Source organism: Nostoc sp., from assembly GCF_036917775.1.
GTDB lineage: Bacteria > Cyanobacteriota > Cyanobacteriia > Cyanobacteriales > Nostocaceae > Nostoc.
The window spans coordinates 43253-68044 of the sequence record NZ_JBALEQ010000154.1 but is presented as its reverse complement, the minus strand read 5'-3'; the positions used below and the strand labels follow the sequence as shown (position 1 = coordinate 68044).

18 protein-coding genes are annotated in these 24792 nt (G+C 40.2%); 8 read left to right on the top strand and 10 right to left on the bottom strand.

All coding sequences use genetic code 11. The features are described 5' to 3' along the window. The first annotated feature begins 75 nt into the window (after positions 1–75). Positions 76–855, top strand: a complete 780-nt coding sequence (locus V7K69_RS30715) for a superoxide dismutase (RefSeq protein ID WP_335041682.1) — start codon at positions 76–78, stop codon at positions 853–855. A 101-nt stretch (positions 856–956) separates the two neighbouring features. On the opposite strand, the gene rsmG is transcribed toward V7K69_RS30715, so the two are convergent. Next, complete coding sequence (gene rsmG / locus V7K69_RS30710; protein ID WP_335041680.1) at positions 957–1691, bottom strand: 16S rRNA (guanine(527)-N(7))-methyltransferase RsmG; 735 nt, start codon at positions 1689–1691, stop codon at positions 957–959. Positions 1692–1789: 98 nt separating this feature from the next. Continuing rightward, the gene (locus V7K69_RS30705; RefSeq protein ID WP_185585377.1) at positions 1790–2464 is read right to left on the bottom strand and encodes an ABC transporter ATP-binding protein; all 675 of its coding nucleotides are present in this window, start codon (positions 2462–2464) and stop codon (positions 1790–1792) included. A gap of 386 nt (positions 2465–2850) precedes the next feature. Here V7K69_RS30705 and V7K69_RS30700 point away from each other — a divergent pair, with 386 nt between their 5' ends. The 3 genes from V7K69_RS30700 to V7K69_RS30690 all read left to right on the top strand — a co-directional run bounded on the left by V7K69_RS30700 (position 2851) and on the right by V7K69_RS30690 (position 4778). Further along, positions 2851–3780 (top strand): Sll0314/Alr1548 family TPR repeat-containing protein, encoded by a 930-nt coding sequence (locus V7K69_RS30700; RefSeq protein WP_335041676.1) that lies wholly within the window; start codon positions 2851–2853, stop codon positions 3778–3780. A gap of 81 nt (positions 3781–3861) precedes the next feature. Beyond that, complete coding sequence (locus V7K69_RS30695) at positions 3862–4314, top strand: DUF3531 family protein (protein ID WP_069070833.1); 453 nt, start codon at positions 3862–3864, stop codon at positions 4312–4314. Between the two features lie 8 nt (positions 4315–4322). Then, a complete protein-coding gene (locus V7K69_RS30690) occupies positions 4323–4778 on the top strand; it encodes an NUDIX hydrolase (protein ID WP_335041674.1) in 456 nt (151 codons plus the stop codon). 75 nt (positions 4779–4853) lie between these two features. Here the strand turns inward: V7K69_RS30690 and V7K69_RS30685 are convergent, their stop codons facing one another. After that, positions 4854–5072: a hypothetical protein gene (locus V7K69_RS30685; RefSeq protein WP_335041672.1), complete on the bottom strand. Its 219-nt coding sequence runs from the start codon at positions 5070–5072 to the stop codon at positions 4854–4856. A gap of 206 nt (positions 5073–5278) precedes the next feature. Here V7K69_RS30685 and V7K69_RS30680 point away from each other — a divergent pair, with 206 nt between their 5' ends. Continuing rightward, positions 5279–5749 carry a DUF29 domain-containing protein gene (locus tag V7K69_RS30680; RefSeq protein WP_335041669.1) on the top strand — a complete coding sequence of 157 codons (471 nt, stop codon included), beginning with the start codon at positions 5279–5281 and terminating at the stop codon, positions 5747–5749. Between the two features lie 7 nt (positions 5750–5756). On the opposite strand, the gene V7K69_RS30675 is transcribed toward V7K69_RS30680, so the two are convergent. From V7K69_RS30675 to mfd, 5 genes are all read right to left on the bottom strand, one after another. After that, on the bottom strand, positions 5757–5966 hold the full coding sequence (locus V7K69_RS30675; protein WP_335041667.1) for a type II toxin-antitoxin system HicA family toxin: 210 nt from the start codon (positions 5964–5966) through the stop codon (positions 5757–5759). Continuing rightward, positions 5963–6166 (bottom strand): type II toxin-antitoxin system HicB family antitoxin, encoded by a 204-nt coding sequence (locus V7K69_RS30670; protein ID WP_323231850.1) that lies wholly within the window; start codon positions 6164–6166, stop codon positions 5963–5965. The genes V7K69_RS30675 and V7K69_RS30670 overlap by 4 nt, the downstream gene beginning before the upstream one ends. A gap of 185 nt (positions 6167–6351) precedes the next feature. After that, on the bottom strand, positions 6352–6615 hold the full coding sequence (locus tag V7K69_RS30665; protein ID WP_335041664.1) for a type II toxin-antitoxin system RelE family toxin: 264 nt from the start codon (positions 6613–6615) through the stop codon (positions 6352–6354). Further along, on the bottom strand, positions 6612–6824 hold the full coding sequence (locus V7K69_RS30660) for a hypothetical protein (protein ID WP_335041662.1): 213 nt from the start codon (positions 6822–6824) through the stop codon (positions 6612–6614). The genes V7K69_RS30665 and V7K69_RS30660 overlap by 4 nt, the downstream gene beginning before the upstream one ends. A gap of 120 nt (positions 6825–6944) precedes the next feature. After that, the gene (mfd, locus tag V7K69_RS30655) at positions 6945–10484 is read right to left on the bottom strand and encodes a transcription-repair coupling factor (protein WP_335041660.1); all 3540 of its coding nucleotides are present in this window, start codon (positions 10482–10484) and stop codon (positions 6945–6947) included. Between the two features lie 240 nt (positions 10485–10724). Here mfd and V7K69_RS30650 point away from each other — a divergent pair, with 240 nt between their 5' ends. Then, positions 10725–12062, top strand: coding sequence for a hemolysin family protein (locus V7K69_RS30650; protein WP_335041658.1), 1338 nt, complete (start codon positions 10725–10727; stop codon positions 12060–12062). A gap of 71 nt (positions 12063–12133) precedes the next feature. Here the strand turns inward: V7K69_RS30650 and V7K69_RS30645 are convergent, their stop codons facing one another. Then, complete coding sequence (locus V7K69_RS30645; RefSeq protein WP_335041656.1) at positions 12134–13315, bottom strand: aldo/keto reductase; 1182 nt, start codon at positions 13313–13315, stop codon at positions 12134–12136. Positions 13316–13759: 444 nt separating this feature from the next. Then, on the bottom strand, positions 13760–19684 hold the full coding sequence (locus V7K69_RS30640; protein WP_335041654.1) for an amino acid adenylation domain-containing protein: 5925 nt from the start codon (positions 19682–19684) through the stop codon (positions 13760–13762). 1741 nt (positions 19685–21425) lie between these two features. On the opposite strand from V7K69_RS30640, the gene V7K69_RS30635 reads away from it, so the two are divergent. Both V7K69_RS30635 and V7K69_RS30630 read left to right on the top strand, forming a co-directional pair. Then, on the top strand, positions 21426–22868 hold the full coding sequence (locus tag V7K69_RS30635) for a sugar transferase (protein ID WP_335041652.1): 1443 nt from the start codon (positions 21426–21428) through the stop codon (positions 22866–22868). A 490-nt stretch (positions 22869–23358) separates the two neighbouring features. Beyond that, the gene (locus tag V7K69_RS30630; RefSeq protein WP_335041650.1) at positions 23359–24792 is read left to right on the top strand and encodes an oligosaccharide flippase family protein; all 1434 of its coding nucleotides are present in this window, start codon (positions 23359–23361) and stop codon (positions 24790–24792) included.

The following is a 24792-nucleotide window of genomic DNA, read 5'->3' as shown; positions in this document are numbered from 1 at the left end:
CCAATTTTTTGTAGCCAAAATCTAAGAAAATAAAAACTGCAATAGAGACTTAATTGATTAGCTGCAAAAAGTTATATGGCTATTAATCGACGCAATTTCTTGTTTTTACTTACAGCCGGTGCGGGTGCTTTTGCATTAGATGCTTGTGCATCGGTAGAGAAATCTCCTAATGGAAATACTACAACTCCTGAAACAACACCAAATACAACACCAAATAAAACATCAGATAAAACAGGTGCTATCCAACTACCGCCTTTAGCTTACGCTTACGAAGCACTTGAACCACACATCGATGCTAAAACGATGCAGTTTCATCATGATAAACACCACGCAACTTATGTAAAAAACTTGAATGCAGCGTTAGATAAACACCCAGAACTCAAAGGCAAAACTATTGAAGAACTGTTGCAGAGACTTGACAATGTACCACAAGATATTCGCAGAACAGTACGAAATAATGGTGGTGGCCATGTGAACCACTCAATGTTTTGGGAAATTATGAAGCCAAAAGGCGGGGGAGAACCAACAGGAAATATAGCCTCCGCAATTAATCAAAGTTTTGGCTCTTTTGCAGCTTTCAAAAAACAATTTAACGAAGCTGGTGCTAGTCGTTTTGGTAGTGGTTGGGTTTGGCTAGTGCGTAATAAAGGTGGCAAGTTAGAAGTGACAACTACAGCTAACCAAGATAGTCCTTTAAGTGTAGGGAAATATCCCATTTTAGGTAATGACGTATGGGAACACGCATATTATCTCAATTACCAGAATCGCCGCGCCGATTATTTAGATGCTTGGTGGAATGTGGTTAATTGGGATGAGATTAACAAGCGTTTTGCAGCAGCCAGTAAACTTGCATAAACATTGGAATATTAATATTCCACTCCTATCAAAGTAATTCATAATTCCAACCAGTGGAAACTTGCACTCTTTCGAATTACGAATTACGAATTACGAATTAGTCAAAGAGGCTTTTGAGTAGGTACACCAACAGGACGGGGAAACTGAACTGGTGTGGTGGCTACCTTACGTAAATACACACAGTGCCGAGTGCTGTGACTCAAGGGTGTTATAAATTGTTCGATTGATTCAATAACGCCACCTAACAGCTTCACAGCATTCTGCAAAGCTGTTGTTTCATCCTTTGTCCAATTACCGCGATAAATTATGGCTAAACCTCCCTGTTTGAGAAGTGGTAGGGTATATTCTGCACAAACAGAAACTGCCCCTACAGCGCGTATCAGTGCAATATCATAAGCCATTCGATGCTTATAGTACTGACCGATTTCCTCAGCCCTACCAACAAGAGTTTTAGCATTAGTAAGGGTAAGTTCAGATAATAGATTGTCGAGAAAAGTAATTTTTTTCTGAGTGGAATCGAGAAGAGTAATTGTGCAATTAGGTATTGTCATTGCCACTGGAACACCCGGAAAACCTGCACCTGTACCAATATCGATGATAGTAGGGGAATCTAGGGGTAAATTTCCTGAGAATAGGGGTAGAATTCCTCGTAGAGAATCCCAGAGATGTTTTTCCCAAAACTCTTGAGGGTCAGTAATGCGAGTTAAATTTAGTTGCCGATTACCTTCTAGGATTAACTCATAAAGCTTTTGGAATTGCCCTTGCTGTTGGACAGTTGGTTGCCAATTCAGAGTTTGCTGCCAAATTTCTGCCATCTCAGGCAATAAGTTAGTCATTTGTCATTTGTCATTTGTCATTTGTCATTTGGGATAGGGCATTGGGTATTCTTTTTTCTCCAGTCCCCAGTCCCCATTCCCCAGTCCAAAGTCTCCTTTCATACCGATGGTAGAGGTTCTTTGACTTTGGATTCTAGTGTCTTTGGGTCTACTGATTGTAGTTCGCCGTGGTTGAGTGTCCAGCAACGATCTGCGATCGCTAACATATCACCTGCATCGTGTGTTACTACCAATAGCGTCCAATCTTGTTTCAGCTTTGCTAATAAATTTACCAGTTGTCGACGCATTGACCAATCTAACCCAGCAGTGGGTTCATCCAATAACAGTAAATTTGGCTGGCGAATCAATTGCACTGCTAAAGCTAAACGCCTCTGTTGACCACCACTCAAAGCATGGGGAGCAGCAGAAAGCGATAAATGCTCTAATCCCACCTCAGTTAGGGCCTGTCTAACTCTTTCTGACCCTAACTCAGGATGTCCTAAACGCAATTCTTCTAAAATTGAACCACCGCAAAAGTGCCGTTCTGGAAACTGAAATACTAACCCAGCTAATTGTTGTAGCTGTTCGGCTATAAGTTCTTGTTCTCGCCAAAAGAGTGCGCCAGTAGTGGGTTCGGCTAGTCCTGACAAAATTTCTAGTAAAGTACTTTTTCCCGAACCACTGGGGCCGATAATCAGACCTAGCTGCTGGGGTGCTAATTCCAAGTTGATCGATTTAAGAATCGCTGTTGGACACGCTGTGGGGTGATAATTTACATTTCGGAGATAGAGCATTTGTTAAGATTACCAAAAAGTCAGCAAATTACTGATTAGCTACACTGAGAGTACCTGGAAAATTCTAGAAAAATTTATAGTCCATTACCTGGATTAACAGCTTAATCTAGCAGCAAGAATCATCCAATTTTTCTCCATTGTGGCAGACTCACCCTGAAAACTTTGGTTATGACGAGCCTGGAAACATGGAAAAATTACTAAAGTCAACCTTTATATAAAAAATTTTGGTTGAGGCAAAGGCAAGTTAACACTTCGACTTCTCTACGAGACGCTGCGCGTTAGCGAAGCTTTCGTTTTAGCGATACGCTCAGTGTAAAAATTAATCATTTTTTGCATTCTAAGTAACACATACAACTATTTCAACCGCAATTATTCTGAGGGTTAAAATGACTAAAAGGTTTTCTTCGCCTCAATTAGTAGTGCCTACCAGACTCACTACCTTTGCTCAGACCGCTTTTGGCGCTGCGATCGCACTTAATATCTGGGTAAATCCCTCCCTGGCTGGCGATCCGTTTCGCAATAGCGAACCTCATCAAATTGGCGACCAAACAGAAGCAGCTTTTAAAGCGATTTTCCAACAGGGCAACTATCCAGCAGCAGAGCGTTATTTGGAACAAGCAATATCTAAAGAACCAAATGAACCTCTAGCTTATGCGATGAAGGCATCTTTGGCATACGGAAATAAGGATTGGGTTAAACTAGACACCTACAGTAAAAAAACTCTAGAAACCGGACAAAAACTTATTCCCAACGATCCATTGCGTGGTAATTTGTACACTGCTGTTGGTCATTTTTTAGAAGGAGCAGTAACTATTACCCGTGAGGGTACAGTCAACGGTGTGCCGCAAGCTTTTAGTAGGCTGCGACAAGTTTATGAATATTTAGATAAAGCCGAAGCAATTTCTGCCAACGATCCAGAACTGAATTTAATTAAGGGTTATATGGATTTATTGTTGGCGGTTAATTTGCCATTTGCTAGTCCCGATCAGTCAATTGGACGTTTAGAAAAAAATGCCGCTCCTGGGTATCTTGTGGATCGGGGTATTGCTCTTGCTTACCGGGATTTAAAAAGGTATCCACAAGCACTAGAGTATGTAAATCGAGCGATCAAAACCACATCCGATAATCCAGAAATTTATTATCTCAAAGCCCAAATCCTGAAAGAACTAGGGCAAAAAGAAAAAAGCCAGCAGATGATTCGGGAAGCGATCGCTAATTTTGACAAAGCATTAACTAAAAAATCCCAACTCCCAAGCGATTTAGTCAAACAAATTGAGAGCGAACGCAAAAATGCTATTAGCCTTAACAATCCTTAGCCCTAATTCCCAATTCCCAATTCCCCACTCCCTACTTTGATATGCTTATTTGCAGAACAGTAATTGAGATATTAGACCAAAATGGAGATTCAGTTCCGCGAAATTAATCCTTTTGATATGTGGATTTGGCTGAAATTCAGTACAAATCCTTCTGCACGTGAAAAACAGTATGTAGAAGAAGTTTTCAATTCCTGGTTTTATCTGGGTAAATTGGGCGCATTTAACGCAGAGAATCTTCAGGTGCAGGACACTGGACTCGATATCAGCTACATGAATTATGATGAGCAAGGGTATGACAAAAGCCTGCTAGCACTGATGCACAACATTGGTGAGTTTGAATATGAGGGACAGTGGGGACGTTGTTGGTTTGACTTAGGAACCAGTGATGCGATCGCATTAGATATTTTAATCAACGCTCTCACCCAGCTAAGTCAGGAATACGTAACCATTGAGGAATTATACATCGGTGGCGAAAATCCAGATTGGCCTATTGAGGATAGCGAAAGTCGTCCTCAGTCTATTTACGATAATTAGTTATAAAAATGAATAAAGCAGGCGAAATTCGGGTAATAGCCTTGGGGCTAATTCGGGATGGCGATGGCTCCGCCAACGCCAAGGGCGAACGCATATTTGTTTCTGAAGGCTATGATCCCGTAAAGCAAGAAACATTTTATCGGGCTTTAGGCGGTGGTGTTGATTTTGGCGAAACCAGCCACGCCGCCTTAAAACGAGAGTTTCAAGAGGAAATTCAGGCAGACTTAACGAATATTAAATATCTCGGTTGTATAGAGAACCTATTTACATTTAATGGTAGGCAAGGTCATGAAATTATTCAGCTTTATCAATGTGACTTTGTTGATTCAAAATTTTATCAACTGGAAAGTCTAGTTTTTTCAGAATCACAATATCATAAACATAAAGCGTTATGGATAGATATCTCTCGCTTTAAATCTGGTGAACTACGATTAGTACCCGAAGTCTTTTTTGAATATTTATAAATCATCGGGAATGCTCTTGAACTTGCTCAGGTAGATCAGCAAACCCTTGACGAAACTGAGCGGTTATACGTGACTTCACAATGTATCTGGATCTAACTCTTGGGTTTTACCTGCACGATATTCAGCCATTGCCTCGGTTGCAAGTTTGGCAAGCATATCTGGAGAACGAGCAAAAGCTTCATCCCAACGGCGTTCATCTTCTAGTTCTTCCAAAATCACCGCCGCGATCGCATCTTGTTCATTGGCAGGCAAGTTTTTTAGTTTAGCGATCGCTTGTTCAAGTAGCTCAGTCATGGCTGTTAATCTTTACGAAAGTTATATATAAATTATCTCTGCTTGCACACTGTTGGGGTTTTTAGGGTGCGATCGCTTGGGGTGAGAGCAAAGCGCGATCGCTCTCAATAGCAGAACTAGTATTTGAGACAGTTCTACAATAAAAGCAAAGACATTGAGGTTGAACTAACCTAATGGGTGTACCTGAAACAAACCCAAAGATACCAATGCTTTCACCAAGCCTCTACGAAACTGATTTTTACGCTTGGACACAGGAACAAGCAACTTTACTTCGCAATAAGCAGTGGAGTCAGATTGATCTGCAAAATCTGATTGAGGAGATTCAATCTTTGGGTAAACAGCAACGTCAAGAACTGCGAAACTGTCTGAGTGTGTTGATTGGACATTTACTAAAATGGCAATACCAGTCACAACGTCGTAGCCGTAGCTGGTTAGCAACACTTCGGATTCAACGCTTAGATATTGCTGAACTGCTCGAAGACAATCCTAGCCTAAAGCCCTACCTTGAAGAAGCACTTCGCAAAGCCTACCTTAAAGGTGTGCAATTGGCTGTTGGAGAAACAGATTTGCCCAAACGAACTTTTCCGTTAGAGTGTCCTTACAGTTTGTCAGAGATTGTGGACTATGATTTTTACCCCGGTGAACCAAGCAAGTTAGTGGATAAATCAGAGCAGTAATTTGAAATTAAAGTAAATCTTCTTCAGATAGCTGGGCTATTTTCATCAAAGCTTTCAAGGTTCCAACTTTCAAATCTTGATTGCGGTGAACAGGAATTGACAGGATTTTTTCTAATTCCGGGTTTTCATAAATATGATGACTGCCAGTAATTCTTTGCAAAACCCAACCTTTTTGCTCCACAATCTTACAAAGTTTCTTGCCATAAATCGATTTCATACAGCAATTTCGACAACTTGATCTGTTGACTCAATTACATTACGACTATTGGCAACTTCAAGCCAACCTTCAATAGCATCTTTTAAATTAGCCATCACTTCTTCTATGGTGTCTCCTTCGGTAATACAACCGGGAAGGGCGGGAACCTCAGCCCAATAGCCGCCTTCTTCTGCTGGATGAATGATTGCTCTGATTTTCATAAACCTGTTGAGCTAGTTTGTAAGAATATGCTAACAACCATAACTGTTTGCTCTTAACTGTGGCTACTCAAATTAATGTTGGTTGCTATGGTTCAAACAATAGCTGCTGCTGCGATCGCACTTTGCATTTTGTTTGGTCTACGCCGATACATTAATCAACCATTACGTAAGATTTAGCTCAAGTGTCAATCATCTTTATAAACTTCTCTACGATGCCCTACTCTGACAACAGTTACGACTAGGACATCATCATAAATATGATACAAAATCCGATAATCTCCTACCCTAATGCGATAACGATTTTCACCATTTTTGAATTTACCGACATCATCAGGGCGAGGATCAAGGGCTAATTGTTGAATTTTGCTCTCTAGCCTTTCTTGAATATCTACAGGTAACTTTTTGAGTTGTTTAGATGCACTTTTGGAAATTTCTACTTGGTAGCTCATGCAGTTTTTTGCTGATGTTCTGACCAAGTTAAAGTACCATTTTCTGCGATATCTTTTAATCCATCTTCAAAGTCTCTTTCGTCTGACTCATCTTCCTGCTTACAGATTTTCAACAGTGATAAAATCTCTTGCAATGTATCGTCATAAGCCAGTTCTATTTGTTCATTAATAGCCTTGATTAACGCTTGCCTTTTAGTTTTAGTTTCCATGTTTCCACTCTTTTCAATTGCTCGTGATTGTCTATGCTTTGAACACCTTATTTTACTCTAAAGTACTTCTCAGTAAGTCTGAGATATGTTTTCACTTGATGATTAATCTTTTTCTCCTAATCAAACAACAGCCGCCTCTGGAATTGCACCTTGCATTCTCCCAAAAGCATCAATCAAATTCTGCAATTGTTGATCTGCTTTAAAAACTCCTAATCCGCGTACTGTCACTTTTCCTGGAGAATATACAAAGCGGGTTTTCAGATTGTCTGGTAAATTCGCCGCCAATAAATTCCAAGCGGGTTCCTCCATTGGTGTTTCTAAAACGACGTGCTGCTTTTGTTCTGGCTTAATGCGGCTAAATCCGAGCTTTTTCGCTAGCTGTTTGAGTTCCATGACTCGCAAAAGTTGATTTGCAGGGACTGGTAAACTACCATAGCGATCGCTCCACTCGGCTGCAATCTGGTTTAATTCTGATTTAGATTTAGCTGTTGCCACCGCCCGATAAGCACTCATCTTTTGATCCAAATCAGTAATATAATCTGCTGGGATAAATGCCGTCAGGTTAAGGTCAATCTGGGTATCCTCCACTTTCGGAATTTCTTGTCCTCGGATTTCCCGAATTGCTTCTTCTAGCATTTCCATGTATAAATCAAAACCGATGGCATCCATTTGACCCGATTGTTCAGCACCTAGCAAGTTACCCACGCCTCTGATTTCCATGTCGCGCATCGCTAGCTGATATCCAGAACCTAGCTGAGTAAATTCCTGAATTGCTCGTAAACGTTGCCGTGCTGCGTCAGATAATTGCCGTTGCTTCGGATAAAATAACCAAGCATGAGCTTGGATACCTGCGCGTCCCACACGACCACGTAATTGATACAGTTGTGCCAATCCAAAGCGGTGAGCATCTTCAATTAAAATGGTGTTGACTCGCGGAATATCTAAGCCAGATTCAATAATTGTCGTACAAACGAGGATATCTGCATCACCATTGCTGAAAGTGAGCATGGTTGATTCTAACTCGCTTTCATCCATTTGACCGTGAGCGATCGCAAATCTAGCTCCCGGCAAAACTTCTCGTAAATTGGCTGTGGTTTCTTCAATCCCGTCCACTCGCGGAACTACATAAAAAACCTGTCCACCTCTATCTAATTCTTGACGAATTGCACTGCGGATACTTTCAGAATTTATCGGTGACAGATGGGTTTTAATCGCTCGTCTAGTTGGGGGTGGTGTGGTAATTAAACTCATTTCCCGAATTCCCGACAAGGACATATACAAAGTTCGGGGAATGGGTGTGGCGGAGAGGGTAAGCACGTCCACTTGAGTTTTCAGGCTTTTAATTTTTTCTTTCTGGTTTACCCCAAACCTCTGTTCTTCATCCACCACCAACAGTCCTAAATCCCGGAACATCACGCCTTTACCCAAAAGTTGCTGTGTACCAACAACTACATCTAGTTCACCCGTTGCCAATCGCTTTTGAATATCGCGGCGTTCTTCAGCCGAACGAAAACGATTGAGCAAGCCGACATTCACGGGGTAAGGTGCAAAACGTTCTTTGAGTGTATGGTAATGCTGCTGTGTTAAAATTGTCGTTGGCGCAAGGAGTGCCACTTGTTTACCGGCGGTGACTGCTTTGAAAATAGCACGAATCGCCACTTCCGTCTTCCCAAAACCGACATCGCCACAAACTAAGCGATCCATTGGGCGATCGCTTTCCATGTCGCGTTTCACATCTTGTACAGCTTTGAGTTGATCCGTTGTGGGTTGGTAGGGGAAAGAATCTTCCAATTCCTCCTGCCAAGGCATATCACTGGGAAAGCTAAAACCTTGTTGTTGCGATCGCGCTGCATACAGTTTCAACAAGTCTACCGCCAATTTTCTGATGGCTTTGCGGACTTTATTCTTGGTATTTTCCCAAGCTTTACCGGTCATTTTGTTGAGTTCCGGTGCTTTATCACCTCCGGCGCGGAACCGAGATAAAGCACCTACTTGATCGGCGGCAACTCTTAATAACCCATCAGCATATTGCACCACCAAATAATCACGGGTTTCGTTATTAATCGTCAAACTTTCCAGCTTGACAAATTTGCCAACACCATGATTTCTGTGAACAACATAATCGCCTGGACGCAGCTTATTGGGATCAACTTGCTTAGAAGTAGCTTTGTGGCGCTTGCGGATATAGCCGGGAGTCGCCAAGGAATGCTGCCCAAAAAATTCTCGATCTGTAACGATTACTATTCGGTATGTTGGCAGAATAAAACCTTCGAGTTCCGCAAGACCAGAATATTTTAGGGCTATGGGAATATGGTTAATTTGTAGCTTATCTATCGCTTGGTAGTCGCGGGGATTGGGGATAAACTGAGCCGGACAATCATGTTCTTGCAACAACGAGACAGAACGCGAAGGTTGAGCAGAAAGCAGCCAGATTGAGAAATTGCGATCGCGTTCCTGACGGATGGTTTCAGCGAGTTTAGCAAACTGGTGGGGCGTGACTGGCAGCGATCGACTAGAAAGATTGATCCCGCTATTTTCTTCTGACAGTTCCGATAAATATAGTGTTTTAAATTTGGCAATATCAGCCAAACACTCATCAAAAGAACGATGAATTTTCGGTAATGTTAAGATATTAGACTCTTCCCTATTCCCCATTCTCCACTGTTCCTGAGCATTTTCTACCCAGCGATCGCTATGAGCATGGCACTGTTCTGGCTCATCAATGGCAATCAGGGTATTTTCTGATAAGTAATTTAGCAAAGATGCTGGTTGCTCGAAAGCCAACCCCAAAAAGCGACGGCTCCCTTCCAAGAGTGATGAGTTCTCAGGGCTAATTTCTGAGTTAATTTCTGACTCAGCACTCAGCACTCGGAACTCAGCACTATTTTGGAGTGATGCCATGACGATAGGAGCAAAGCTAGTGGGAGTAAGAATTAATTGATCAACTTTGTCCAGTGCCGAACGTTGAGTTGCAGGGTCAAATTCCCGCATTTGCTCGATTTCATCGCCAAACCATTCCAATCTGACTGGAAACTCAGATGAAACTGGAAAAACATCAACAATATCACCCCGTCGGCTCCATTGTCCTTCCATTTCCACCAGAGGTACTCGTTCATACCCCAGAATCGTGATTTTCTCACTGAAGGCATTTAAGTCTAATTCCATCCCCCGCTTCAAGGTAAGACAAAATTCGCTAAAAGCTTCTGGTGGTGGCAAATGGGGTTGCAGTGCCCCTTGAGTAGCCACAATAGCCATCTTAGGTAATTGAGAATTGGATGGGATCTGGTTTTCTTCCCCATTCCCCATTCCCCATTCCCCATTCCCCATTCCCAAATCCGCCAATACCTGCATTTGTCCCCAACTCATCTCCGTTTCCGGGTCAAAAGGTTCGTAGGGAGAAGCCTCGGAGGTGGGGTAAAAATGTACTGTTTGCCATCCCATCGCCTCTAATTGTGCATAAACGCGTCCAGCTTCTTCCAGAGTGGCGCAAACTACGAACAAATTCTTACCCTGAGCCTGCGCCAATGCCGAAGCGACCAAACCCTTGGGCAATCGAGAAATGCCATTTAACCGCAATTCTTGTTGTCGGTTTAGCTTAGAAATAAATTCAGTGGTGAGCGGCGATCGCGCTAAGGCACGCACAATAGAAGAAAATGACATAAGTACAACTAGCGGTGGGAGTCTTTGTGAGTCAGAAAATCTTGAGGCAGTTTATGTCAACTATTTTAAAAGTGTTGACAGCCTTCTTATTCTTTCGGTGGAAGAATAATGCACAGCAACTAATAGACTTAAGAACAATAACTATTACTTTGTGTACAGTAAAAGCATTTATAGAAGCACCTTTAATACTAGATACTAGGTATTGAGCTACATTCGCTCTGATAAGCGGCAATTTTAAACATGTCCCCCATCACTTTTGAAATTTTAATCATTTTGGTGCTAATTATTGCCAATGGCGTGTTTTCTATGTCTGAGATGGCGATTGTCTCAGCCCGGAAAGTCAGGCTACAACAGCTTGCCAATCAAGGAGATGCCAAGGCTAGGGTAGCATTGACACTTGCTGAATCTCCAAATCATTTCCTGTCAACCGTTCAAGTAGGTATTTCCCTAATCGGTATCCTGACTGGTGCTTTTGGAGGAGCAACAATTGCCAACCGACTGGCAGTCTATGTAAAACTTGTACCTTTGTTAGCACCTTATAGCGAACCGATATCTTTTGGAATAGTCGTTTTGATCATTACCTATTTGTCGCTGATTGTTGGCGAATTGGTACCAAAGCGTTTGGCATTAAATAATCCAGAAAGGATTGCCTCGATTGTAGCGATTCCGATGCAGGCCTTGGCTGCGATCGCTTCTCCAGTAGTCTTTCTATTAAGTGCTTCTACAGATTTAATCCTGCGAGTGCTGGGAATAACAGCTTCTACCGAGCCGCAAGTCACCGAAGAAGAAATAAAAATCTTAATTGAACAAGGCACTGAGGCGGGAACTTTTGAGGAAGCTGAACAGGATATGGTAGAGCGAGTCTTTCGTTTAGGCGATCGCCCCGTCAGCTATTTAATGACACCCCGTCCCGATATCGTCTGGTTAGACTTAGAAGACACTGCCGAAGAAAATCGTCAAAAAATGGTTGATAGTGCCTATTCTCGGTATCCAGTTTGTCAGGCAGGACTTGACAACGTGCTGGGTGTTATCCCTGTCACCGACTTATTAGCCAGGAGTTTCCGAGGAGAAGCGCTAGACTTAACAGTGGGATTGCGACAACCCGTATTCGTGCCAGAAAGTACCCGTGGATTGAAAGTTTTGGAATTGTTCAAGCAAACCATTACTCACATGGCATTAGTAGTGGATGAATACGGCGTAATTCAAGGATTAGTTACTCTCAACGACATCATGAGCGAAATCGTCGGTGATGTTCCTTCAACAGATGGGCAGGATCAACCCCAAGCTGTGCAACGCGAAGATGGTTCCTGGCTTTTAGATGGGATGTTACCTGTAGAGGAGTTTTTAGAACTTTTTGGTATGGAAGAGTGGGAATCTGAGGAACGCGGCAGTTATCAAACCTTGGGCGGTTTTGTCATTACCCATTTAGGTCGTATTCCTGCCGCAGCCGATCATTTTGAATGGCAAAGTATGCGGATTGAAGTGATGGATATGGATGGGAACCGCGTTGACAAAGTGCTAGTGGTACCGAAGGCAACTAAATCACCAGATACAAAAAATCTGACTAGCGATCGTTGAGGAGTTAGGAGACGCGATTAATCGCGTCTGTACAGGAGTTAGGAGTTATTTCTCACCCAATTCCCAATTCATCAAGTCTTAGATAGACGTTTGACCGCTTCACCCGCCAACATCTGATGCGCTTGCTCCAGAAATTGGGGGATTTTATCGGCATGGGGATTGCGGGCAACACATTGCTGCAAGTTTAATTCCTCTAACCGATCCGCTTTATTACCAGGAAACCAGTGACCGCCATCACCAAGCAGGTTGTAGCGCATTTTGCCATAATCTACCAGGTCGTAGGCGATCGCTAAATTTCGCAACCACAAAATCACCCGAATGTTGACCTCACCAGGGGTTTGGTCAAAGGTTGGTAGATTTTTTTCCCAGGATTTTACCCAATCTTCTCCCAAAGTAGCGATCGCTTCTTCTTCCAACCTTGCTAAGATGGGCGGCAAAATTTCTGATGCCCGATCTACTAACTCTAAAGTCTTCAGGTGTTCATCAAAATCTTGTGGTTTTGCTGCTCCCACACTCAGAGTATGTACCTCTTGATGACTCAAACAAAACAAATCATTAAACACCATTGGACTCAAGGGGGCGCAAAGATTTACTAATTTTTGTGGAGGTTCATACAACAAACCTCCTTTATTAGATGGGCTAATGATAAACACCCCCATATCGTGGCGTTTAGCTGCTTCAATTGCTGCCCAATTCCATTGATTAATGTAGTACCAGTGCAGGTTCACGTAATCAAATAGATTGGTATTAATTGTCTGCACAATTGTATCTGTTGATCCGTGTGTAGAAAAGCCAATAAATCTGACTTTTCCTTCTGCTTGCAACTGCCGCGCTACTTCCCAACAACCACCGGGACGAATGCTATAGTCTAATGACTCAGCATGGTTGATGCCATGTAACCCCAGTAGATCGACATAATCTAGCTGAAGATTTTTCAAGGATTGTTCAAATGTATCGCGGAATTCTTTCGCATCTTCCTTTGGGCTTATTTTGGTCTGAACAATCAACTTTTCACGGGGAAACTGGGGTAGAACTCTTCCCAATTGCATTTCGGAAGTGCCATAACCACGAGCAGTTTCAATATGATTAATCCCAACCTCCACTGCCCTTCTAATCGTCGCTTCCAGATTCGTCTGGCTATCAGCAGGAATTTCATTATCGGGAACATCCTGCCACTTAAACTGATATCTCATGCCACCGCAAGAAAACACTGGCATTTGTAATTCTGTGCGTCCAAATCGTCTATATAGCATCAGTAGATTGTGGATTACTTACCAACTTAAAATCTAAAAACGATAGTCATTCGAGCTTTCAGTGCCACAATCATTCCCTCTGTTCAATCTGTGACACTAGCAATATTCATCGCATTCTTAAATTGGTCAGGTCTTTTGGTTATTGGACTGCGACCAGTATTCCTGTTCCACAAAATAATTATCTCATCTTAGTTACCACTAAAATTCAAATCTTCCTCAACTCTCATTCCCAAATCCAAATAAGATTTACGCAAAATATCTCTCTCAAACTCTGATTTATCAGTGTCCTCTGCACTTCTGCGGCAAGCCACTTCTCTACGTTCGCCCAGCGTATCGCAGACAGACGTTCCCCAAATCTATCTAACTTATTCTGTAACTCGTGCCTAAGCCTTGGCAACATCCAAAATTGGTTAACTTGTCTTGCAAAGGTAGCGGGTTGTCAGATTAATTCTTTAGAGACTGCACTTGGATTAAACAATTTCTCAATGTTTCTGCTAACACCTGTACATGCGGCTCATTAAATAGGCCATCGTGAGATCCAGGAATGTAATGGATATCTAATTGTCCAGTAACTAGTTCGCCCCAGCCGAATTGAGGATCATATTGTGTGCCTATAGCTTCACCTCGATTCTGATCCTCTGTTCGCAACAGGACAGCTCGACCAGGGTAAGGTGAAAATATATATTCACTGGCGGCTTTAGTATTAGTATCCATAATCTTTAAGTGGTTGTCATTTGCAGGTAAATCAAGTACATCTTCCAAGTAACGCTTATATCTATTTTGGAGATGCTGCTTCTGCCAATAACTCCATTGCATAGCTCTTTTCCAAAGGTAGAAAGGCCCTTGTTGAACCATATTATTTAAATGCAAGAAAACTCGCTTGAGAAATGAGACCCGCCAACTATAACCTGGACGACAACTATCAAGGATAACTAGAATACCCACTTCTTTACCTTGCTCTTGGAGTTGCCGAGCCATCTCGAAAGCAACTACACTCCCAAAAGAATAACCTCCCAAAAAATAAGGCCCATTGGGTTGAAGGGTCTGGATTTCTTGAATGTAGTGAGTTGCCATGTCTTCAACCCGCGTATGCAATGGCTGTTTTCCATCTAACCCTTGTGGCTGGAGCGCATAAAATGGTTGATCTGATCCCAGATGCAGTGCCAATTCACGGAAACACAATACTTCTCCACCCAGTCCGTGAATACAGAAAAAAGGTGGTTTGGAACCATTGGGTTGAATTTCTACCAGGGATGACCAGCTAGATTTTGATTGTTCTAAGGTAGTTACTGAAGCCAAGTTTCTTGCTATATTTTCTTCTTGGCAGATTATTCTGGCTAGAGCCTCTACAGTACCTGACTGGAACAGAATGGCAAGGGGCAGATTTTTATTAAATGTCTTTTCAATTTGCCAAAACAGTTTTACTGCTAATATTGAGTGCCCTCCTAACTCAAAGAAGTTGTCTCTGACACCGATAGGCTGAATGCCCAGAACTTGCTCCCAAATTTTGGTCAGTTGTAATTCTACTTCATCACGGGGAGCAACATAGGTGTTTTCTGCATCAAGCCTTGTTGAGTCTGGTGCTGGTAAAGCGCGACGGTCGATTTTGCCGTTGGGGGTTAAAGGTAGGGTATCTATTAAAACGAAAGCACTAGGCACCATATATTCTGGCAGTTTTTGTTTGAGAAAATGGCGCAGTTCGTCTGTGGTTGGTGCCTGTTTTGGGTGAGGAACAATATAGGCAACTAGTCGCTGGTTTTCTGAATTATCAGCTCTAGCTATGACGACATTTTGCTGTATGGTTGGGTGTTCTGCTAGTAAAGCTTCAATTTCTCCCAGTTCGATGCGGAAACCACGAATTTTTACTTGATTATCAAGACGACCAAGGTATTCGATATTACCGTTGCTTAGGTAGCTGGCCAAGTCACCTGTTTTGTAAAGGCGGCTTTCAGAGTCACAACTGAATGGATTATGGATAAATTTTTCTGTTGTTAGTTTAGACTGATTGAAATAACCCCGTGCTAAACCTGCACCACCAATATGTAGTTCTCCTGGAACACCCACAGGTAAGGGTTGCAAATATTTATCTAAAATATAAATCTGGGTGTTGGCTATAGGACGGCCAATGCTAACAAAAGCTTCTTGCTGTTCAATTCGATTAATTGTAGACCAAACAGTTGTTTCTGTGGGGCCGTATAAGTTCCAAACTTCAGCACCTCTTTGATGTAAGTGGTTAGCTAAATTTTGAGTTAAGGCTTCACCACCAGAGAGAATTTTCAGTTGTGCATTTCCTTTCCATCCTGCTTCTAGTAACATTTGCCAAGTCACAGGAGTGGCTTGCATAACAGTAGCAGCAGAGTTATTAAGTTGTTGTAATAACTTAAACCCATCGGCAGTAACTTCCCGACTGACTAAAATTATCTTGGCTCCTAGTGTTAGGGGAAGAAAAATTTCTAAAACAGCAATATCAAAAGATAGAGAAGTAACTGACAACAGACTATCAATATTGGTTAATTGTAGGTGCTGTTGCATCCCTGTGAGGAAGTTGAGGACGTTGCGATGGGTAATTTGTACACCTTTGGGTTTGCCTGTGGAGCCAGAAGTATAAATTGTGTAAATTAAATTATCAGGAGTAATGTATGTTTGTGGCGAATTTTGCTGATGTGCGGCGATGGAGTCTCTGTCGCTATCTAAACAGATAACTTGGGCTTGGTGAGATGGAAGAGTTTTTAATAAATGTTGCTGGGTTAATAAAATGGAAATTTGTGAGTCTTGCAACATGAACGCCAAGCGCTCTTGGGGATAGGCTGGGTCTAAAGGTATATAGGATGCACCTGCTTTAAGGATACCTAAAAGTCCAATTATTAGATTTAGCGATCGCTCTACACAAATTCCCACCGGAATTTCTGGTTGCACTCCCAGTGATTGCAGATAATGCGCTAGCTGATTAGCATAATCATTGAGTTGCTGATAAGTTAATTGCTGGTTGTCAAAGATTACGGCAATGGCGTTGGGAGTTTTTTCAGCTTGAGCTTCAAATAACTGATGGATGCAGGTATTTTTGGGGTAATCAGTTTGAGTATTATTCCACTCCACTAGTAACTGATGCTGTTCAGATTCTTTTAACAGAGGCAAATTTGAAATATGCTGTTCTGGGTTGGCGACGATACCTTCAAGTAAAGTTTGGAAATGCCCTAGCATTCGGGCAATAGTTGTAGTATCGAATAAGTCTGTGTTGTATTCAATCCCAGCTTTGATTCCCTCTGAAGTTTCTTTAATATCGAGGGTAAGATCGAACTTTGCCGCGCCGCTATGCACGTCTAGAGGGGCAATTCTTAATCCCGGAAGTTCCCAAAGTTGGCTTGGGGTATTGTGGAAGGCAAACATTACCTGAAACAGTGGCGAGTGGCTCATATCTCGCTCTGGCTGTAGTTCTTCTACTAGCTTCTCGAAAGGCAAGTCTTGATGGGCATAAGCTCCTAGTGTTACTTCTCGAACTTGACTAAGTAACTGCCGGAAACTTGGATTACCTGCTAAGTTAGTTCGTATAGCTAGGGTATTGACAAAGAAGCCAATCAACCCTTCCGTTTCAACTTGGTTGCGACCAGCAATGGGAGAACCGATGAGAATATCTTCTTGCCCCGTGTAGCGGTACAGTATTGTCCCAAAAGCCGCCAGCAATGTCATAAATAGGGTAACACCCTGTTGATGGGAGAGTTGTTTTAGCGATGCACTCAGATTCTGGGTTAAGATCAGGGATTGTACTGCTCCCTGGTAAGTTTGGACTGCTGGCCGTGGTTGGTCGGTTGGTAATGCCAATACAGTATTTGCACCTGCTAACTGGGTTTTCCAGTAGTCGATTTGGCCCGATAGTATTTCACCCGATAACCATCGATGTTGCCAGACAGCAAAATCAGCATACTGAATGGGCAATTTTGTCAAGGGAGAAGGCTTACTGCTCAAAAAGGCTTCATAAACTTCTGCTAACTGCTGCTCGATAATACCTATTGACCAGCCATCTGAAGCGATGTGGTGCATGACCAACAATAGTATATGCTCTTGCTCGTCTACTTGGAGCAAAGTAGCCCGCAGCATCAAGTCGGATTCTAAGTTAAAGGGGTGTTGCGCCTCTTTCTTTAGGATACATTCCACTTGCTCTTGTGTTACCTCAATTATTTTGAGTTCCACTGGACGAGGCGTGCCAATTACTTGTATAGGGCTACCATCAAGTGATGTAATAAAGTTTGTTCGCAATGCTTCGTGATGGACAACGATCGCATCAAGTGACTGTTGTAATACACCCACATTTAATTTGCCGATTAAGCGTTGTGCATTTGAGAGGATATATGCTCGGCTGTCGGGTTGTAATTGTTGTAAAAACCAGACTCGCTGCTGGGCAAAAGATAAAGGGGCTGATTCTCTGTTGGCGATTTTGGGAATAGTCTGGTTCCCGCTTCTCCTGTCGGAGACGCTGCGCGAACGGGTTGCCGTAGGCATCACTTGAGCTAAAGTAGCGATCGTGGGATTCTCAAATAAGAGTTGCAACGGTATCTCTATCTGAAAAGCTTGACGAATCCTAGACATCACTTGAGTGGCCAGTAGTGAATGACCTCCCAATTCAAAAAAATTGTCGTGGATACCTACTTGTTCTAGACGCAAAACTTTCGCCCAGATGCTAGCTAACACCTCTTCTGTAGCATTTTGGGGTGGGACAAAGTTACTTGACAGAACAAAATCAGATGTATGCGGTGCAGGTAAAGCGCGGCGGTCTATTTTGCCATTAGGATTTAATGGCAAAGTGTCCAAAAGTATAAAAAAGGCAGGTACCATATACTCAGGCAACCGACCTTGCAAAAAGTGACGTAATTCAACCTGACTAGGAATTTGCTCTGGGTTGGCAACAATATAATATGCCACAAGTTGCTTGTCACCGGGAACATCCTCTCTAGCTATAACTAGAGTCTGCGTTAGTGCTGGATGTTGACCTAATACCGCTTCAATTTCTCCCAATTCAACTCGGAAGCCACGTATTTTCACTTGGTGGTCAATGCGACCAAGGAACTCGATATTCCCATCGCTTAAGTGACGCGCCAAGTCCCCAGTTTTGTAAAGACGTGCCCCAGGTTCAGAGCTAAAAGGGTTGAAAATAAACCTATCTATGGTCAATTCTGGACGGTTAAGATAGCCTCGCGCCAAACCAATACCACCAATGTGCAGTTCACCTGATTCACCAACAGGTACAGGCTGCAAATTTTCATCAAGGATGTGAATCTCTGCATTGGCCACGGGGCGACCTATAGGAGCAATGGTATAATTATTGCCGCGCTGACAAGTCCAGAAAGTGGTATCAATAGAGGCTTCTGTCGGGCCATAGCAATTATGGAGAACATTGTCCAAATCCATTTTGGCAAAAAAGCGTTCTATGAGTTCGCCAGGTAAAGCTTCACCACCACAGGTAATATGCCTCAGAAATGAGCAATTCTCAATTCCCTTTTCTTCTAGTAAGACACGCAGTATAGAAGGTACTAAGGCCAAGACAGTGATTTGCTGCTCAGTAATGACCTTCACAAGGTATGCAGTGTCTTGATGTCCACCAGGGCTAGCCACGATCAATTGCCCCCCGAAGCACAATGGCCAGAATATCTGCCACACAGAGGGATCGAAGCTAAAAGAAATAGTCAGTAAAACCTTATCTGCCTGAGTTAATCTAAAGGTTGTTTGCCGCCAGTAGAGTTGATTGCGGATACCACGGTGAGGGATCATAACACCCTTGGGCTGTCCTGTAGAACCAGATGTGTAAATTACGTAGATAAGATTATCATCTGTCGTTTCATTTACAGGATTTTCTTGACTATTTTGAATATTTCCTTGCCAATTTGAATCGAGACAAACTACCTGTGCTTGATGCTGTGGCAAGTTATTGAGCAATTTTTCTTGGGTTAACAATACTGGTGTCTGAGTGTCTTCTAATATGAAGGCTAAACGCTCTGAAGGATATGCCGGATCTAAAGGTACGTAAGCACCTCCAGCTTTGAGAATTCCCAGTATTCCTACTATCATCTCCAAGGAGCGCTCTAGGCAAATGCCCACAAGTACTTCAGGACCAACGCCTAAAGCGCGTAGGTGATGTGCTAGTTGATTAGCCTGCTGATTTAGCTGCCAATAAGTAAGTTGTGTATTTTCAAATATTACAGCAATGGACTGAGGCGATCGCTCAACTTGCATCTCAAACATTTGGTGGATGCACAAATCCTGATGATCTAATTCAGTATCATTCCATTCCTGTATAACTTGAGTATCGAGGATATTAGTTAAGGTGTTTAAGGGAATATTTTGCTTATACTCTGAAATTTGCCTATTTATCTGCATTTTCTATGTACCAACTCCCTAAGGAGATGCCATTATTTTAATTTATTCTTTATTGTATATGGGTTTATATCAAATCCTATGCAAGGTTATATATTAAGGTATCTCAGCATAAAAGACCGAAATTGTATAAACACAAACTAGCTTGGCTTCAGAGGTGAGACGCTGGGCGAACATTTTTTAGGTTTTCGTACACAGGCAAATCATATAAAATTTTAAATATAATCCATATTTAAATCTATAGATCCTCAACAACTTCAATCTAACTAATACAATTATCCCCATTTTTAACAAATACTTAATTTAAATCGGTCACTTTTAAATACCATTTATTTAAAAGTATTAGCCTCTTGCGTTGGTTTGATAGTACGACATTAAAATAGCCGTTTTACAGAAAATATCATAAACTCCAAATCCAGTCATGGTAGGGGAAACAGACCTCAATTAGATTTTCTTTGTTATTCAACTCTATAAAAGAAACTGAATAGCCAAGTATTACTATTTAAATCTTTATGGATAGCAATGTATGGACTTTTTTTACAGATTTCATTTATTTTAGTTAATAATTTAAAAATTTTTGTTTCATCAGGATATAGACTTACAGAAATTAATACTGAAAAAAGTTTATCTTTTTTTATAGGAACTTGGTTATGGTAAAAAATATTTATTACCGAATCTTCATTCTGTTTCTTTATATGTAAAAATAGCGTGAAGCCATGATTATGATTTGTTTAAATAATTAAGTAGGGGCCATGAACTGCATATACTAAAAACACATCAGAGAGGAAATAGGACTCAGGACTATAGCAATCTGAGTTGAAATGCAAGAACATACGGAGATTGAAAATACGTGTTTTAAGCTATTTTAGCGATTTTCTTCACATAAAGTGGTGTAATATTTCTTACTTGATGCCACTATTCTCAAATCAGATCTTCATAAAAACTATCATCGGCATAAAGATAATGTAGGCAAAAAGATTTAGGAGGTGAAACTATCTATAAATGCAGATATAACAAGACTCACAGACAGATTTTGTTCATTTATTAGAATTTATTATCGTTAATCTGTTACAAAATTCTCTATAGAGATAACCATGAGACTGACACAAGTTCAAGAGTTCAAACACAAAATAAATTATGTAAAGTTTTGTAACGATATCCAAACTTTTGATGCGTTTCGTTATATGTTATTTGTGTAAGTTTTGTTAATTAAGTAATTATGCGTAAAAAACAGAGAACTTATAAGCAAAGCTAAATTCATCTAACTAGATATGCTACAGTAGTTCCCAAAGGAACATAATTATATCATAGAAGTCAAACTCTGCAATGTAACTGTAATAACTCAGTTCAACTGTTACGCACTTTGAAAAGCTTAATAATTTTACCTTACCTACTTAATTATTAATGTCATGTCAGGAACTTTATTAAACTATAGAAGTTAACTTACCCAAAAATCATTATTTTTGCGTTCAAAGCTCAAAATATCCAGACTAAACTGAATCTTAACTTGGAACAAAAGCTAAATATCTGGGTAGTGAATTTCCTCAAACTGATCCTAGAATATGCTTTTGATAGAGAAATTAAAGTTAATCCGAACAAGATAGTTAATAATATTTTAGACTACAAAGAAAGGGTTTCTTTGAAATGAAAATATGGGATATATCACTTGTCTTAATATTAAATTTATTTATTAAGTTTTGATCAAAATTCCATCAAATTTTAAATATACCAAGTGTTCCTAAGTATGAGTAATCAAAGCATTACAACAAATAAATTCAGTGAAGTACCTTTGGATTTACGTGCATCTGCATCTGTGAGGGTACGTAAAGGTTCATGGTGGTTGAGATTAATAACATTGTTTCTGGTAGACTATACCCTTTTATCTTTAGCTTGGATTTTTGCAGGATATAAATCTTTTTATGATAATTTTTATTGGGATTTACCTAGTCATTACTTACCGATTTTAATAACCATTGGTATTCAAATAGGATCGCTAGCTATAGAAGGTATTTATAGAGAAGGTCAAAAACGCTATGACTATTTGAACATTATTAAATCGCTAACTTTTGCTCATGGATTAATAGTCTTTGCTTGTTTTTTGTATCAACCAGTTGTTGATATTACACGCCCAAAATTAATATTGTTATCTTGGTTTCTAAGTATATTATTTATTTGCACTGGTAGGTACAGTGTAAATATTACCTTAGAATACTTGCGTAAGCAGAAGAAAATAGTTCGTTCTTCTGTGTTCATTATTTGTGATCCTCAAGACCATGAGCAGATTGCTAGCTTTATTAAAAAAGAAAAGCACTATATTGTATCTGGAACTGCTCATGCTAATTCATTAGACAGATATCAGCGTCAAAAAACATTAAATCAACTTAATGAATTAGGTGTAACAGAGGTTTTTATATCTTGGGATGCTCTAAAAAATAGAATGTTTTTATGTTGGTTATTTCAAGCATCTGGTATTCAAGTACATATTTTACCGATGGAATTAAAACCAATTTATAAAAACGTAGAATTTAATAGAATAGGGGGTATGCCTTGTCTGAGTTTGGATTGCCCGATAATTACAGGTAAGGATTTTTGGATAAAACGTACCTGTGATTTCTGTTTTGCAAGTTTATTTGTAATGTTATCATTTCCAATTTACATAGCTATAGCTATAGCTATTAAACTGGACTCTCCTGGCACAATATTTTACAGGCAAACTCGTATAGGCCTACATGGGCAACAGTTTAAGGTATGGAAATTCAGAACTATGAGGTCTGATGCAGAAAAATTACAGAAAGAATTAGAAGCTTTAAATGAAACGAAAGATGGGATTATCTTTAAAATTAAAGACGACCCTCGTATTACTCGCGTTGGAAAATTTCTTAGACGTTATAGCTTAGACGAATTACCTCAACTTTTTAACGTTATCCTTGGAGAAATGAGTATAGTCGGTCCTCGCCCATTACCTACAAGGGATGTAGACAAGTTTTCGGAACATCATTTTATTCGACATGAAGTTTTACCTGGTATTACAGGTCTTTGGCAAGTCTCAGGTCGCTCAGACATCGTAGATTTTGAACAAGTTATAAATCTGGATCTTAACTACATTGAAAATTGGTCTCTTGGCTTAGACTTTGAAATTTTGCTCAAAACAGTTATGGTAGTTTTGAAAAAAGAAGGTGCTTACTAAGCTTGATGTTATCCACTTTTTAAGCATCAATATTGACAGTAAAACCTTTGGAATCCGGCAGTTTTACTTTAATAAAATTGAAGGGTAAGTAGTAAAGTACAAAAAGTTTTTTGCTAAAAAACTAGGTTTGTTGTTGGTTAAATAAAACCTAGATGCTGGTTTTAGATAAGCCCAATCATAGTCAAAACAAATAAAATCATAGTGAATAGGTAATAACTATAATGGTTATGTATTATTACAAATATTGCAACTTAAAGTTTAATTTGCGGATTTGATTGGGATTTTTAATTTATTAATATTTATTACCTATCTATTTAATGATCCTCTTTGGCAGTCTGAAAGCACAGGTTATTATTACATAAATTTATGCTATAGAACCAATAAAAAATTGACGATATATTTATATTGGAAAAAGTCAAATAGTAAAATCATGAAATACATAGGTATTTAGTAATTTAAAAGGAATTAAGCTGAATTAATAATTGTAAGAATGCTAGAAAAGTATAAACTTATAAGTAATTCTCTTTCAATGATAGTAAATCGGTTAGCACAAAGCATTACGGCCTTTGTATTGACCGCTGCTATCGCTCGCACTTTAGGAGCTGAGGCTTTAGGGCAGTATCTATTAGCGTATAGCTACTACTTTATATTTGTAGGCATAGCTTCACAGGGGCTAAAGATATTATTTACAAGAGAACTAGCCCGTGAGCCAGAAAAAACATCAGTTTATTTAATGAGTGGTACGTGGCTACAGTTAATATTTAGTTTCTTCAGTTATGGGGCACTAGTGGTTGTAGTCTTTTTACTTCCATATAGCTCAAAAACCTCTACAGTTTGCTATGTCATGGGCTTGACGATAATTCCCTTTGCACTTTCCAATATCACAGAGGCAATTTTTCAAGCCATAGAAAAGATGCATTTGATTGCCATTGCTACAGTTCCAGTGTATGTCCTACGCCTACTAATAATGATCTGGGCAATACAATTGAAGTATGGAATTGAATATTTGGGAGCGATACTATTTTTTTCGGAAACACTAATTCTGGTAATTGAATGGATTATCATAACACGCTTTGTCAGAATCCAATGGCAGATTGATGGTGATTTTGTATGGAATACAATTAAAACTGCACGGACATTTTTTGCTATTGAAGCAATAGCTGTAATAAGTAGCAGAATTCAAATTTTAATTCTTTCATTGCTAGGAAATGAGTTTTTAGTAGGTCTTTTTGGTGGAATTGCACAACTGCTGCAACCATTTTTGATTATTGCCAATAGTATAATTGTAGCAATGTTTCCGAGACTATCCCAAGTAGTAGATAAAGGATGGAAAAAGCAGCAGCAGATAGCTGAAAGCTTTATCGAAGTTCTACTAGCTATGGGATTACCGTTGTTCCTTGGATTGTTATTTTTTGGCAAAGATTTACTGGTTTTTGTTTATGATTCTAGCTTTGCTCAAGGAAGTCTAGCGCTGAGTATAACTGCCATATCACTACTTTTATTGCCTTTCATACGGACGCTCTGCTATCTACTTGTAGCCAACCATTTTGAGATAATTAACCTGCGTGAAGTGGTTATCACAACTATATTAGGAAGTTTGGCAGGTATAGCATTAGTTTCGCAATATCAGTTACTAGGTGCAGCTATAATGTCATTGCTAATGACTATTCTTGGATTTAGTCAGTATTTTTACTTCACCTATACCCTCTTATTCCCATTAAATTTATGGATAATTATTCGCCGTCCTCTTATGATCAGCAGTTTAATGATAGTTGTATTTTTAATTTTAAAAAGACTTAATTTAGAATTTTTATCAACTCTAATTATTGCGACTTGCTCTTATATTTTATTTATTATTTCTATAAGTTTTCATGCTGTAGGTGGAATTAATATTATAAAAGAAAAACTTTTAAGGAAGGGATAA

Excerpts from the sequence above, each read along its gene's own strand:
- V7K69_RS30645 (WP_335041656.1), bottom strand. The coding sequence starts at position 13,315 with ATGCTATATAGACGATTTGGACGCACAGAATTACAAATGCCAGTGTTT.
- V7K69_RS30690 (WP_335041674.1), top strand. The coding sequence starts at position 4,323 with ATGAATAAAGCAGGCGAAATTCGGGTAATAGCCTTGGGGCTAATTCGG.
- V7K69_RS30630 (WP_335041650.1), top strand. The coding sequence starts at position 23,359 with ATGCTAGAAAAGTATAAACTTATAAGTAATTCTCTTTCAATGATAGTA.
- V7K69_RS30700 (WP_335041676.1), top strand. The coding sequence starts at position 2,851 with ATGACTAAAAGGTTTTCTTCGCCTCAATTAGTAGTGCCTACCAGACTC.
- V7K69_RS30675 (WP_335041667.1), bottom strand. The coding sequence starts at position 5,966 with ATGAAATCGATTTATGGCAAGAAACTTTGTAAGATTGTGGAGCAAAAA.
- V7K69_RS30685 (WP_335041672.1), bottom strand. The coding sequence starts at position 5,072 with ATGACTGAGCTACTTGAACAAGCGATCGCTAAACTAAAAAACTTGCCT.
- V7K69_RS30650 (WP_335041658.1), top strand. The coding sequence starts at position 10,725 with ATGTCCCCCATCACTTTTGAAATTTTAATCATTTTGGTGCTAATTATT.
- V7K69_RS30695 (WP_069070833.1), top strand. The coding sequence starts at position 3,862 with ATGGAGATTCAGTTCCGCGAAATTAATCCTTTTGATATGTGGATTTGG.
- V7K69_RS30635 (WP_335041652.1), top strand. The coding sequence starts at position 21,426 with ATGAGTAATCAAAGCATTACAACAAATAAATTCAGTGAAGTACCTTTG.
- V7K69_RS30715 (WP_335041682.1), top strand. The coding sequence starts at position 76 with ATGGCTATTAATCGACGCAATTTCTTGTTTTTACTTACAGCCGGTGCG.
- V7K69_RS30660 (WP_335041662.1), bottom strand. The coding sequence starts at position 6,824 with ATGGAAACTAAAACTAAAAGGCAAGCGTTAATCAAGGCTATTAATGAA.
- V7K69_RS30680 (WP_335041669.1), top strand. The coding sequence starts at position 5,279 with ATGCTTTCACCAAGCCTCTACGAAACTGATTTTTACGCTTGGACACAG.
- V7K69_RS30640 (WP_335041654.1), bottom strand. The coding sequence starts at position 19,684 with ATGCAGATAAATAGGCAAATTTCAGAGTATAAGCAAAATATTCCCTTA.
- V7K69_RS30670 (WP_323231850.1), bottom strand. The coding sequence starts at position 6,166 with ATGAAAATCAGAGCAATCATTCATCCAGCAGAAGAAGGCGGCTATTGG.
- V7K69_RS30705 (WP_185585377.1), bottom strand. The coding sequence starts at position 2,464 with ATGCTCTATCTCCGAAATGTAAATTATCACCCCACAGCGTGTCCAACA.
- mfd (WP_335041660.1), bottom strand. The coding sequence starts at position 10,484 with ATGTCATTTTCTTCTATTGTGCGTGCCTTAGCGCGATCGCCGCTCACC.
- V7K69_RS30665 (WP_335041664.1), bottom strand. The coding sequence starts at position 6,615 with ATGAGCTACCAAGTAGAAATTTCCAAAAGTGCATCTAAACAACTCAAA.
- rsmG (WP_335041680.1), bottom strand. The coding sequence starts at position 1,691 with ATGACTAACTTATTGCCTGAGATGGCAGAAATTTGGCAGCAAACTCTG.